Below are 13577 nucleotides of genomic sequence, written 5' to 3' on the forward strand. Positions count from 1 at the left end.
AAGAGTTGTAAAGCAACAACTAACGCGGTTCTAATTTATAAAGTTACTTTTATGTCGCAAAAACGTTGATATTGCACTCTGGGTTTATATTTTGTGATGCTTTGTTTTTGTGGATTTAAATTCCGTTTTATGGTGGTTTTTGGGTTATTAAGTCTGCAATTGTTTAATATATAGATAATTCACCTAACTATTTTGTGAGTATTGTGGCTATCTGCATAGAAAAAAGTTGGCGAAAATCATAAGGTTGGCATACACTTCCTGTTGATATGCCTATGTCATTGATTGGCTGGGTGAAATGCTTTGGCGCTGCCTTTGGGCAGTGATGTTTAACACAGCTTTTGAGGATAAATCTATGGCGCTCACAAAAGCCGATTTGGCCGAGAACCTGTTTGAAAAGCTTGGATACAGTAAACGCGATGCCAAGGAAACGGTTGAGGCATTTTTTGAAGAGATTCGCAAGGCACTGGAAAACGGTGAGCAAGTGAAGCTCTCAGGATTTGGTAACTTTGACTTACGCGAAAAAAACGAACGCCCTGGTCGCAACCCAAAAACAGGTGAGGATATTCCAATTAGCGCGCGCCGCGTGGTAACTTTCCGCCCTGGGCAAAAATTAAAAGCTCGTGTTGAGACTATTAAAGGCGAAAGTTAATAACGCTGTCGACGGACCGAACCTTTGCTATTACTTGTGAGGGGACTAAGTGATAGTAGCGTAGTGACGCTGCTAATACTGGGCAAGTAATAGAAAAACACCCAAGCAAGCTTGGGTGTTTTTGTATCTAGTGAAGCGATTTGACTTAGTCACGCTTCCATAGAATATGACAGAACTTATTGTCTGGATCACGGCTCACTAATAGGCGCGCAAAAACATCATCCAGAACATCGTTTTCTTCGTTAACTAGACCTACACGCACTTCTGCATACACTTCTTTGTCAACGTCAAAACCAACGTGAGCTACCCAATCATCTCCGGTTTCAACCAGTTCGGCTGCACCACGATCTTCAAATTGCGCAGTAAACAGAATGACATCAGCCGCTTCTAGGTTGTCTGGTGCCATTTCTAAGAAAATGTCATAAGCGGTGTCGATCGCATCATCGTAAGAAATCAGTTCAGTCATAATTACGCACGGCTCATGTATTTACGTTCAGCAGTGTTCACGATGATACGGTCGCCTTGAGCGATGTATTCAGGAACTTGTACTGTTAGACCTGTTGATAGGCGAGCTGGTTTAGTACGTGCAGATGCTGATGCACCTTTGATTGAAGGGTCAGTTTCTTCAATCACTAGCTCAACTGCAGCAGGTAGTTCGATAGCAACTGGAGAACCATTTACTAGAACAACCATCACACCTTGGATTTCTTCAGTGATGAACATTAGTTCGTCTTCGATATCCGCTTTCTTGAAGTTGAATTGAGTGTAGTCTTCATTGTCCATGAAGATGTACTCGTCGCCGTCAACGTAAGAGAAAGATACCGCACGTTTGAACATATCAACTGTTTCTACAACGTCATCTGACTTGTAACGCTCATCTGCACGAGCGCCAGTGTTTAGGTCAACACAGCGTAGTTTGTAAATTTTTGCGCCGCCACGTCCACCTGGAGTAGTTACTTCGATATCTTTGATTAGTAGAGTTTTGCCGTTAGAGTCAACGATTGCAAAACCTTTCTTTAGCTCACTTGCCTTAGGCATGAACAATTTCCTTCATATGAGTTATAAGGGCGGCATTATATCCTCGTTATATGAGTGGCGACAATATCTGAAATCGCATCTAACCAGTAATAAACCGCGTGATAGTCTTGATTGAATCACCTCAGTAAGGGATTATGTCCAACCAAGTGAATTAGCTTCAGATTCTTTGATGATTTTATCGGCAATAGATCCTAAACAACCATTTCAACCTGATTATAGCCAAGCTGTCAGCGAACTAGTGACAGCGATGCGCTCTGGTCTCGGTCATACATTGCATAGCCTTTATGTCTATGGCAGTGTCGCGCGAAAAACGGCGGTTCCTTATCGTTCTAATCTTGACGTTATAGTTGTGGTACAGCAAAGTCCGGGTACGCAATGGTCTACTTTGTTAAATACCATTAAGTGGCGATTCCAAAAGAGCTATCCCCACATCACTGAAATTAACGTCAAGACCGCTTTAGTAGGTGAGGTAGCCTCATTAGAGAGCATTTTTTCTTGGGGATTTTTGCTCCGCCATTGTGCCGTTTGCGTGCACGGTGAGAATTTGTCTGAGTGCTTTGGCGACTATGAACCGAGCTGGGAAATTGCCAAGCATTGGAACATGGATTTAATTGAGTGGTTGCCCGTGTATCGCAACCGAATTGCACGCGCTGGTGACGACAAAGAGCTTCATTACGTTCAGAGACTTGTCGGTAAGAAATTATTGCGCGCTAGCTACTCGCTGGTTATACCCAAAGATCGTGGGTGGTACGACTCTCCAGTAGAGTGCGGTAAACACTTTTTGCGTTACTATCCTGACATGCAAGTAGAAGTAGAACGGTTAGTTATTATGCTTTCTTCGCGGGTTTTACCTAAGCGAGCAACAATTGGCATGATTGATTCTTTTGGTGATTGGCTGATTAAGCAGTATCAAAAAACGGAATTTAGGATCGGCTAAAGGGACTTGATGTGTCTCACACAAAATACAGCAAACGGGCTAAAACTTATCATCATAGTTGAGAGGCAGTGCTTAAATTGAAATTACTCACAAAGTGCTGAAATTATTTAACTTATAATAAACCAAAGTGTTGTTCATGGATGAGCTTCAAGTTGACGTTCTTATTAGTCCGTAATATCGAAAGTTTAAAGAAAATAATGGCAGATCAGCTTCAGGCGATCAGGGAGAGCTTGCTGTGGATATTGCCGTGCTTGATGATCATTTCATTGACGCTATTCACGGCTTCTTTAGGGGAGTTCCTCTTTGGCAATGAGGAGCCGTGGGTCAAAGCGGTGTTCGAGCTTTACCACTTCGTTAATGAACTCTTTCCGATATTATTGACCGCAGCACTCGCCTACATTCTTGCCATGCGTTGGCGCTTACCACGTCCTCCAATCGCTTTAGTTTTAATTGTTTATCTCTCCATTTTTGACCAACTGTTTGGTGTTCGTGACACCACGGTCGTGTTTGAACTGCTGATCTCGTTAGTTACCCCTCTGTATGCGGTTCCTCTCATCGCCTATATCTACAGTTTGCGTTGGATGAAGTTTGTTACTAACAATCATTTAGGCAGAATAGTTAAAGAGTCACTCAATTTAATTTTGCCTTCTATTATTGTGGGCATTATTGTCCTAACGGTTAACTCAAGCTTGATCATAGCGATCGAGGCGACCAATGTGTCGAATTTATTCTCGATAGAATATAGTGACTCGCCGTTAGGGTTTGGTGCCATATTCGCGATGGTCAACTCGATGTTTTGGTTTGTTGGTATCCACGGCTACTACGCCTTGTTGCCGATGGTTGATGTGTTGCAGAGTGCGGTTGATTCGGCGCACTACCAAATGGAACTCCAAGGCACGACCGAGTTTATTATTAACCATTCTTCGATGGCGGTATTTACTTTTCTTGGCGGAGCAGGGGCAACATTAGGTTTAGTGTTAGCTTTGCTTTTTTTTAGTAATAACAAAGCATTCCGTTTAATTGCCTTGGCGAGCTTACCTTTGGGTATGCTGAATATTAATGAAGTATTACTGTTCGGTTTGCCGATTATTTTTAATCCGCGCTTATTTATTCCCTTTTTCCTTGCACCAGTGATTAATACGGTGATCGCTTATTTGGTGATTGGTGGCGGATGGGTTTCTGTTCCTATTACTAACATGCCTTTTAGTAGCCCGGTATTTTTTAATGCATGGATTGTCACTCAAGGGGACATGAATGCTTGTTTATTGCAGTTATTTAATATTTTTGTTTCTTGTTTAGTCTATGCGCCATTTGTCTTGATGCTTAATCGTACGACCAGCGATCGAACGATCTTATTTTCTTCGTTAGACACCACCTATTCACGCCGTGCTGAAGAGGCGCATACCTTAAGCGATGACCGTGTTTCTCAAATGGTCACTGCACAAAAGCAGCAGCAGGATCTGGAGCTAAAGTTACACACCTTTAGTGACAAAGAGTTTTGTTTGCACTATCAACCTCAGGTTTGCCGTGTAACCGGACAAGTGGTGGGATGTGAGGCTCTGATCCGGTCGGTAGACAAAAACGGTAATATCGAATATCCCGGTTCATTTTTGCCCGCTTTCGAGCAAGCGGGCTTGATGAAAGACATTGATCGTTGGGCGGTGATTCAGACCGTTCATGACTTGAAAATTGCCATCGCAGAAGGGTGGGCGATTCCTACCAGCGTGAATTTGACACCAGAAACCATATTGGACTCGGAGTTAATGAAGCAGATTGCGGGCTACATCAGTCGTGTTGGTGAATATGTTCATGTTGAGATCACCGAAGAGTCGTTACTGAGAGATCGTGAGAAGGTTTCTTCTGCTCTGCACGCTTTGCATAAAGTAGGAGCGAAAATCTGTATTGATGACTTTGGCTCTGGCTATTCATCCTTGAGCTATCTATCGATGTTTGACGTTGATGTGATCAAGATTGATCGAACCTTTATGACTACGCTAGAAAATGCAAAAGGGCAGAAAGTCTTCAATGGACTCATCAGTGTCGCACAAGATCTCAACTTAGCGGTCGTTGCTGAAGGTGTTGAGACCGAGACACAGTTAGAACGCATCCCTTTACGTAATCATCTTGCCATTCAAGGCTGGTATTACAGTAAGTCACTGCCACATCAAGCACTGCGAGAGTATATCGCAAGTCGTAATGCGAACAATGTCGACATGACACTAGAACAAACCTAATTGTGGCTCACTTAATGTTTTAAAGTCCAAACCAATGAAGGGCAGTATTGCGTCTGCGATCGGTTTGAGTTGTTTCTCAATGTAATGTTGATAGTCGATAGCACTGTTTAAATACTCTTTTGGCTCTGGACCATTCAAGGTGATCAAATATTCGATTTGACCACGGTTTTGATATTGTAACGGTCGACCGAGCTGGCGATTGATCTCATCAGCCATTCTCGCCGCTCGGACTTGCGGTGGGACGTTCTTTTGGTATTCGCTAAGTTTGCGTCTTAGGCGTTTTTGATAGACCAAGCGGTCGTCATAGTTACCAGCAAGCGTCTGCTCAACAAACTGTCGAACGAATACAGCGGGATCCTCGCCATGGAATATCATGGTGTAGAGTTGCTGTTGGAACGATTGAGACAATGGCGTCCAGTCGGTTCGTGCACTCTCAAGACCTTTAAAGATCAACCGCTCATTGGTGCCTTCACCAATAAGCCCAGCGTAGCGTTTTTTTGAACCCGTTTCTTGCCCTCGGATCGTTGGCATTAAAAACTTACGATAATGGGTTTCGTATTCGATCTCTAACATTGAGTTAAGGGCATATTCTTGGCGTAAGTGATCGCTCCACCATTGATTGATATAGCCCACCAGTTCCTGTCCAATCGCATCGGCTTGATGTTGTGAAAACTCTCCGTTGAGAGAGACGAAAGTAGAGTCGGTATCACCATAAATGACCTGATATCCCTTGGCTTCGATTAATACTTTGGTTTGCTTCATGATTTCGTGTCCGCGCATAGTGATGCTAGAAGCGAGGCGAGTATCAAAAAAGCGGCACCCAGATGAGCCGAGTACGCCATAAAATGAATTCATGATAATTTTTATCGCTTGAGAAAACGCTTTTTCATTGTTGCGCTTAGCAATATCACGTGCTGCCCAAAGTTTTTCGATCATCTCTGGGAGGAAGTGAGCGGTGCGATGAAATTGACCGCCACGAAATCCCGGCACAGCCTGATCGTCTTGTTTACCGATGGGGAGTTTCAAGCCTTCTATCAAACCCATAGGGTCGATTAAGAATGAGCGTATAATTGACGGGTAGAGGCTTTTGAAGTCGAGTACCAATACTGAGTCGTACAGGTTTGGTATCGAGTCCATTACATAGCCGCCAGGGCTGGCAAGCCAGTTTTCAGGATATAAATTTGGTGCTACGTACCCGGCTCGGTGCAATTGTGGCATGTATAGGTTGGTAAACGCGGCAACTGACCCTCCAACGCGGTCAAGCTCCACACCAGTGAGTTTAGAGCGCTCAATTGCAAACTCAAGTAGGTGAGTGTGGGCGAAAATTTTATTAACCAGTACACAGTCTTGCAGGTTGTAGCGTGCCAGCGAGGCTTTATCATGGCGAAACATATGGTTAATTTCAGCCATACGGTCGTGAACATTGTGGATCTGCTTACCTTCACCAAGTAGCTCTTGCGCAACTGACTCGAGTGACCAGCGACGGAAATGATAGGTCGCCGTTTTTAGGGTATCTATACCGTCCATGACGACCCGACCCGGGATCGAGATAAATGCTTGCTGAGTCGTGTTTGAGGTGCGAAAAAAACTGGCTTGATTTGCTCGCCCGATCAGCAAACGCAATTTGTGCCACTCGGCGCGCTTGTGCAGTAAGCGAAAGTCAAAATCAATCACATTCCAGCCAATAATCACATCAGGGTCATAATGTTTGAACCAGCGCATCATCGCTTCGAGTAGCGCTTTTTCATCTTTAACCCATTCAATTGGGGTATCGCACTGCTGTGGTTCTCCAATCATAATGACTCGGCTATCCATTGGACTATCTAAACCAACCGAGTAGAGAATCCCTTTTTCTGAACATTCAATATCGAGAGAGACGACTTTAAGCGAAGGCGTGTAATCAGACTTGCGACATTTGACTTGACTCATCGACAAGTAGTTTTGCTGGGACTTTCGCAAGCCAGTGAATTCAATGCCACCTTGAATAAAGCGCTCCATTAGGTAGCGATCGGCTAAGCGAATGTCGTCTTCAAAGCGGGCAATATCTCGTTGTTCAAGTTGTTGTGATAGCTTTTGGGATTCTTTAATACTCCAGCAGTAGCATGCTGCCAGGGGCGTTTGGTCGAAATGTATGAGATCGAGCGTTTTTAGCTCACAGTGAATGTTAAGTTGATTGGCAATATCAGCCACAGTTTGTCGATCTTGTTGTGCGACAAAAAACACCGGTCTTTCGCCATCAATCAGCAGTTGGCAGGGACCTGACTCTCCCGTTACCCATAATTCAATTTGAGTTTTGCCGTTTAGGTCACGAGCTTGTCGGGTAAGTAAAAAGCCTTGGTGGATGGTCAAAGGGAAGTCCTGCGCTGATATTAAAGAGCCCAAAGCGAACCAATATCGGTATTAAAAAGGGCGATAACTCGCCCTATTATATACCCAAGTCACTGCAAGATGCAGAGTTGAAAGACCTTCAGAAGATGTTTAGAAGTAGATGTAAGCGTTTAACTTACCCATAACTTCTTCTTCTCCCCAATGTAGATAGCTCACTTGACTGCGTAACGCAAAGTTACGTTCAATTTGCCAGTGCCAATTCGCGGTCGCTTTTGCATTTTGATCCGCGTTGCTATCAACTAGGGCGAGATATTGCCCCTGGAGACCAATACGATGGTTTTCAGCGAGCTGATAAATCATCCCAGCTTCTAAGCCTCCGCCAAGTGTCGCGTCATAATCAGTCAATTCACCGCCACTCACTTCTGCTGACAGCAAACCATAGAAGTGCAGTGATTCTGCATCTCCCCATGCTTTGCCGTAGCCGCCTTGACCAAACCAGCGACTCTCAAGCTTGCCCTCGTTTGGCATACGGTCATAACCAATACGTGCATTCCAAGCTAAGCTATCAAAAACGCGATTACTCGGTGCTAGCGCCATAGCATCAATAAAGTAGAAACGGTCAAGGCGAGATGTGCCTTGTTCATCGACGCTCAATTGAGTATCTAAGAAACTAATTTTTGCACCAGGGATAAATCCTTGCTGGGAATCAAGCAAATCATGATAGGCAATTCGCCCTTCAAAAGTCATCATTGCGCCGTAGTAATCGCTATATTGATAACCAAGACCAGCACGAGCAGAAGCATGTCCTTTTTCTGGTGAAATCGCCGGGGTTGGCACTTCACTAAAAGGCGAGTCAACTTTGATGCGGCTACGTTGATAGAGCAATTCGGTCAAACGTTTCGCAGTTGGATCGCGCTCAAGCCCCAAATCATAGAGTTCAAAGTTAAGCCATTCGTAAGAAAACTCGAGAATGGCAGCACGTTGTTCTTCACTGTATTGATCAGCACTAGGGAATTCACCTTGCTTAGCACGCACTGCTGCGTCGAAAAGCTCAGGGTCGATTTCATTGGCTTGATGTAACAAGCGCGTACCAAACGACTCTCGATAAGCTGGGCGCTCGAGTAAATTGGCATTGTTCAACGCTTCAACGGTGTCGGATGGGATAGCGTGCAATGGAAAATTATTGATTAATTGTAAGTCGTTACGCGCGAGTTCGAGTAATGCGAGCAATTGGTATGAACAGTTTTCGTCAAGGAAGTAGTAATCAAACTCAGCACGTTGCATTTCCCACAAATGCAGTAGAATTCGTTCTACTTCTTGTTCGTTTAGCTTGAGTTTGTACTCCCAAATATCGCGAGACTCGATATCGTTGTATTCACGCACTTTACGGTAGTAAGGCATGACGGTAAAACGCCCAGGGTAGCTACCAACCAAGCCCTTAATCGCATACAGTGCTGCATTGTCTTGAGTTTCAGGCTCTGCGGCAAAGTTAATCGCAAAGGCAACTAACTCTTTATGGCGGGTTTGATCTTTGGCATCAATTCTCAATAGCGTATGACCAAACATTGAGGATGGGTTGTTCATAAAGGCTGTCGGGAAAACCAGCGTCATACCTTCAGGGTCCAAGACTTCCCGCCATGTTTCAAGCTCTGGGCAGTCTAATTGAGCCCTGTTGCCTTGTTTGGCTTCAAGCCAAGTATATCGAGCAGGGTACTCACAGCGTTTTTGCTTTGCTATGGCTTGGTCTGGGTTGTATAGCGCGTCTATCGTGGCGTTCAGTTCACTTCTCGGTGACTTCGCTCCTTGAGGGGAGAGGTAGAACTCCTCACTGTCTACGGTGCCTTTGTAGCCAGAAATGGTTTTCGGGATATAATGACCAAGTTTTAACCAATAAGGATCTTGAGCGAGAGCGTCAACATCAAATACAGGTGCGGCGAGAGTTGAGAAAGATGCCGTACTTAGCCCACATCCAGCGAGCAGTACTTTAGAAATCAGTGAATGTTTCATTCAAATCCGTAGAAGTGTTTTGTATTTAGATAGTTAAGCACTTTGGTTTTCGTTTAAAAAAGCTTAACTATCTAAACGGCTACAAAAAAGTGCCCTAACGAGGGCACTTTGAGTTCAACTTAAGTTGAAATTAGATAGCGTAACCAGCTAGTGCTGCGTCTTCAGCTACTAGGTTGTTTAGGTTAGCAAATACTTCTTGAGAAGTTACGTTCTCAGATTTGAATACTTCTGCGAAGTTTTCTTGAGCAAGAGTGTTGAATGCTGCTTTATCAGCTTCTTGTACGCCCCATACTTCAGATAGAGTCGCTAGAGTCTCACCTTCACCTTTAGCGATGTCGCGAGCTAGGTTATCCATGTTGCCATCGATAAATAGAGCTAGTTTCTCAGAAGAAGAGATAGTGCCGTTGCCGTCACAGCCAAGAGTACCAAATGTGATACCGAAAGTTTGGTTACCAGAAGTGCCGTTAGTAGTCGCACCTAGTACTTTAAATACTTTGCCTGACTTGCCGTCAAAAATCATAGTACCTAGACCACAACCGATGTCTTGATCAGCCATTGCAACTTGAGATAGTGGAAGAGTTGCAGCTAGTGCAGCCACCGCTAGAAGCTTTTTCATAATATGTCCTTAATCGTTATACCGTGCTAATTGTTACTCATTAGCATTAAGATGCATGATAATTAGATAATTACCATTGCGAAAAAATAAATGAAATTGGTTTCATTTTCAATCTATGTAACAAAATTTATGAAAATGAAGCTGTTCTGCTCGGGCTACAACAACATATTTTTGTAACATCATGAGCTTAAATCGCTTTCTTAGTAATTGAGTGATAGGTAGATGACGAATGCTTAAGCACTAAGTTATAGTGATGAACTATATTTGTTGCGCTAGTTCGATATCCGAAAATTAGTACTTGCTAAACTTTGCGTTTGCGCACATATTCGGAGTAATGAAATTTTCATTTTTGAGTTAAACTAGGCAACCAAGTTGCTATCCACTGTCCTCGGTGGGTGCAGAGCCAAAACAATAGTGTGGAGATACAAGATTGATTAGTGTTTTCCTTGTAGATGATCACGAGCTGGTTCGCACAGGGATACGACGTATTATTGAAGACGTCCGTGGAATGAACGTAGCAGGGGAAGCTGTAAGCGGTGAAGACGCAGTTAAGTGGTGCAGAAGCAACCATGCTGACGTTATATTGATGGATATGAATATGCCTGGTATTGGTGGCTTAGAAGCGACCAAGAAGATCTTGCGTTTTAATCCAGATATGAAAATCATCGTTTTAACTGTTCATACGGAAAATCCGTTTCCAACCAAAGTGATGCAAGCAGGCGCAGCGGGTTATTTAACCAAAGGCGCAGGTCCAGACGAAATGGTTAATGCGATCCGCGTAGTGAATAGCGGACAGCGTTATATTTCGCCTGAAATTGCTCAGCAGATGGCGTTAAGTCAATTTTCTCCAGCATCGGAAAACCCGTTTGCCGATCTGTCAGAGCGCGAATTGCAAATCATGATGATGATTACCAAAGGTCAGAAAGTTACCGATATTTCTGAGCAGTTGAGTCTGAGTCCAAAAACGGTGAATAGTTACCGCTACCGCTTATTTGCTAAACTAGGCATCAGTGGTGATGTTGAGCTAACGCACCTTGCTATCCGACATGGAATGCTAGATACCGAGACATTGTAGTGAGTTCATCGTTCGACTCGGTCTCGTTTCTAAAGACAGTAACCAACCAACCCGGCGTTTACCGTATGTATAATGCCGAGTCGGTTGTTATTTATGTCGGTAAAGCAAAAGACCTCAAAAAACGCCTTTCTAGTTACTTTCGTAAGCAAGTAGACAGTGAAAAAACACGCGCTTTGGTGAGCCATATCGCCAAGATAGACGTGACAGTCACGCATACCGAGACTGAAGCACTGATACTTGAACACAACTACATCAAGCAGTACTTACCTAAGTACAACGTATTGCTGCGTGATGATAAGTCTTACCCTTATATTTTCATTAGTGCCCATAAGCACCCGCGTCTATCGATGCATCGGGGTGCAAAAAAGCGTAAAGGGGAATATTTCGGACCTTACCCTGATTCTGGTGCGGTGCGAGAAACCTTGCATTTAATTCAAAAAATTTTTCCGGTGCGCCAGTGTGAAGACACGGTTTACGCTAACCGAACAAGACCATGTTTGATGTATCAGATTGGTCGTTGTGCGGGACCTTGTGTCAGTACGATCATCTCTGATGAGGAGTATCAGGAATTAGTCGAGTACGTACGTCTGTTTTTACGTGGTAAAGATAAACAGGTGTTGGAAACGCTTGTGCAAAAAATGGAAGTGGCTAGTCAAGCGTTGAAATTTGAAGATGCCGCCAAGTTTCGCGATCAGATTCAAGCAATACGACGTGTGCAAGAACAGCAATTTGTGTCGGAAGATTCGATGGAGGATCTCGATGTACTCGGTTTTGCACAGGAAAATGGCATTGCATGTATTCACATCTTGATGATTAGGCAAGGCAAGGTGCTCGGCAGTCGTAGTCATTTCCCTAAGATTCCTAATAATACGACTAAGCAAGAAGTGTTCTATAGCTTCTTAAGTCAATATTACCTCAGCCATAACGAGGCGAGAACGGTACCTACGCGTATTATTCTCAATGAAGGTTTGCTTGAAGATACCAGCTCGCTGCAAGAAGCGTTGTCTTCTATCGCAGGCCGTAAGGTTCAATTCCATATCAACCCGACAGGTACACGTGCTCGATACTTAAAGTTGTCGAATACTAACGCCTTGACGGCAATTACCACCAAGATTAATCATAAGATGACCATCTCTCAACGCTTCAAAGAGTTGCGGGAGCTTTTGGGACTCGACTCAATACTTCGTATGGAGTGCTTTGATATTTCACACACTATGGGTGAGAGTACCATCGCATCTTGCGTGGTGTTTAACCAAGAAGGTCCAGTTAAACAAGAGTATCGCCGTTACAATATTACGGGTATTACCGGTGGGGATGACTACGCGGCAATGGGGCAAGCATTGGAGCGACGTTATTCTAAGCAACTCGATGTCGAGAAAATTCCCGATATTGTGTTTATTGATGGCGGTAAAGGGCAGCTTAATCGTGCTTACGAAATAATCAGTCAATATTGGACTGATTGGCCAAAGCGACCGAGGTTGATTGGTATTGCCAAAGGAGTAACGCGTAAACCTGGATTGGAAACTTTGATTACTACTGATGGTGAAGAGTTCCACCTTCCAAGTGATGCGCCTGCCCTGCATTTGATGCAGCATATTCGTGATGAAAGCCATAATCACGCCATTGCAGGGCACAGAGCTAAACGCGGAAAAACTCGACGAACCAGTGCCTTAGAGGGAATTGAAGGAGTCGGTCCTAAGCGTCGTCAAGCACTGCTTAAATATCTCGGTGGCTTACAGGAGTTAAAACGCGCCAGTGTAGAAGAAATCGCCAAAGTGCCGGGTATTAGTCATTCTTTAGCAGAAAACATTTATCAAGCATTGAAACAATAGTAAAAATCCAGCACCATAAGAGCCTGTTTTTTAGGTAGCAAACAGCGCAATACGCACACCATAAGAGCCAATAATATGCGTTTCAACATCCCGAACATCCTTTCTCTACTACGATTGTTCCTTATTCCAATTTTTGTAGTAGCGTTTTATTTAGATTATGACTGGGCCCCATTCGCTGCCGCGATGATTTTTTGGGTTGCTGGTTTTACCGATTGGCTTGATGGCATGCTTGCTCGTAAGCTTGGGCAAATGTCTCGTTTTGGTGCTTTCATTGATCCCGTTGCGGACAAGGTGTTAGTTGCTACCGCACTAATCCTTATCACAGAAGATTACCATACCATTTGGATTACTATTCCGGCAGTGACTATGATTGCTCGAGAAATCATCATTTCCGCACTGCGTGAGTGGATGGCTGAAATCGGTAAACGTGCGAGTGTCGCAGTTTCATGGGTGGGTAAGGTAAAAACCGCCTCACAAATGTTGGCGTTGTGGCTACTGATATGGCAACACAACGATGTGATGGTTTGGGTTGGTTATGCGGCCCTGTATGTTGCAACCGTTTTGACTTATTGGTCTATGGTGCAATACTTGTTAGCTGCCAAGGACGATCTGTTAAACGAAGAGCATCACTAAAAAAGACGGGCGTTAGCCCGTTTTTTTATTACCCTAGTTTAGGAGAAAGCCATAGGCGCGAGCTCGTCGAGTTGTAGAAATCTACAATAAGTTCGTCTTATAAGCGTTTGAATTGACAATAAAGTGAGCAATTTAACGGCTTTTGATTGTATTTTGTTCAAACGATTTAAAAAACGAAAAATAGTGTTGACTCATCAGTGCGAATCCGTAGAATGCATCCCGTACCCA

At 43.9% G+C, this 13577-nt stretch carries 11 protein-coding genes; 6 read left to right on the top strand and 5 right to left on the bottom strand.

Annotated features, from left to right (window positions below; all coding sequences use genetic code 11):
* Positions 1 to 352 precede the first annotated feature (352 nt).
* Complete coding sequence (gene ihfA / locus GZN30_RS04115; protein ID WP_075649928.1) at positions 353 to 649, top strand: integration host factor subunit alpha; 297 nt, start codon at positions 353 to 355, stop codon at positions 647 to 649.
* A 145-nt stretch (positions 650 to 794) separates the two neighbouring features.
* Here ihfA and GZN30_RS04120 read toward each other — a convergent pair whose 3' ends face one another.
* Positions 795 to 1115 carry an HI1450 family dsDNA-mimic protein gene (locus GZN30_RS04120; protein WP_075649927.1) on the bottom strand — a complete coding sequence of 107 codons (321 nt, stop codon included), beginning with the start codon at positions 1113 to 1115 and terminating at the stop codon, positions 795 to 797.
* Positions 1116 to 1117: 2 nt separating this feature from the next.
* Positions 1118 to 1687, bottom strand: coding sequence for an elongation factor P-like protein YeiP (gene yeiP / locus GZN30_RS04125; RefSeq protein WP_075649926.1), 570 nt, complete (start codon positions 1685 to 1687; stop codon positions 1118 to 1120).
* A 169-nt stretch (positions 1688 to 1856) separates the two neighbouring features.
* On the opposite strand from yeiP, the gene GZN30_RS04130 reads away from it, so the two are divergent.
* Complete coding sequence (locus GZN30_RS04130; RefSeq protein ID WP_075649925.1) at positions 1857 to 2624, top strand: nucleotidyltransferase; 768 nt, start codon at positions 1857 to 1859, stop codon at positions 2622 to 2624.
* 197 nt (positions 2625 to 2821) lie between these two features.
* Positions 2822 to 4858 carry an EAL domain-containing protein gene (locus GZN30_RS04135; RefSeq protein ID WP_232060452.1) on the top strand — a complete coding sequence of 679 codons (2037 nt, stop codon included), beginning with the start codon at positions 2822 to 2824 and terminating at the stop codon, positions 4856 to 4858.
* On the opposite strand, the gene GZN30_RS04140 is transcribed toward GZN30_RS04135, so the two are convergent.
* From GZN30_RS04140 to GZN30_RS04150, 3 genes are all read right to left on the bottom strand, one after another.
* A complete protein-coding gene (locus GZN30_RS04140) occupies positions 4844 to 7207 on the bottom strand; it encodes a DNA polymerase II (RefSeq protein ID WP_075649923.1) in 2364 nt (787 codons plus the stop codon). The two genes, GZN30_RS04135 and GZN30_RS04140, sit on opposite strands and share 15 nt — an antisense overlap.
* 129 nt (positions 7208 to 7336) lie before the next feature.
* On the bottom strand, positions 7337 to 9193 hold the full coding sequence (locus GZN30_RS04145; RefSeq protein WP_075649922.1) for an Lnb N-terminal periplasmic domain-containing protein: 1857 nt from the start codon (positions 9191 to 9193) through the stop codon (positions 7337 to 7339).
* Positions 9194 to 9323: 130 nt separating this feature from the next.
* Positions 9324 to 9809 (bottom strand): DUF3015 domain-containing protein, encoded by a 486-nt coding sequence (locus GZN30_RS04150; RefSeq protein ID WP_075649921.1) that lies wholly within the window; start codon positions 9807 to 9809, stop codon positions 9324 to 9326.
* Positions 9810 to 10239: 430 nt separating this feature from the next.
* On the opposite strand from GZN30_RS04150, the gene uvrY reads away from it, so the two are divergent.
* From uvrY to pgsA, 3 genes are all read left to right on the top strand, one after another.
* Positions 10240 to 10884, top strand: coding sequence for a UvrY/SirA/GacA family response regulator transcription factor (gene uvrY, locus GZN30_RS04155; RefSeq protein WP_075649920.1), 645 nt, complete (start codon positions 10240 to 10242; stop codon positions 10882 to 10884).
* The gene (uvrC, locus tag GZN30_RS04160; RefSeq protein WP_075649919.1) at positions 10884 to 12716 is read left to right on the top strand and encodes an excinuclease ABC subunit UvrC; all 1833 of its coding nucleotides are present in this window, start codon (positions 10884 to 10886) and stop codon (positions 12714 to 12716) included. Before uvrY ends, uvrC begins: the two co-directional genes overlap by 1 nt.
* Before the next feature lie 75 nt (positions 12717 to 12791).
* Entirely contained in the window at positions 12792 to 13349 is a 558-nt protein-coding gene (gene pgsA, locus GZN30_RS04165) for a CDP-diacylglycerol--glycerol-3-phosphate 3-phosphatidyltransferase (protein ID WP_075649918.1), read from the top strand.
* Positions 13350 to 13577 lie beyond the last annotated feature (228 nt).

This window comes from Vibrio ponticus (assembly GCF_009938225.1).
Lineage (GTDB): Bacteria > Pseudomonadota > Gammaproteobacteria > Enterobacterales > Vibrionaceae > Vibrio > Vibrio ponticus.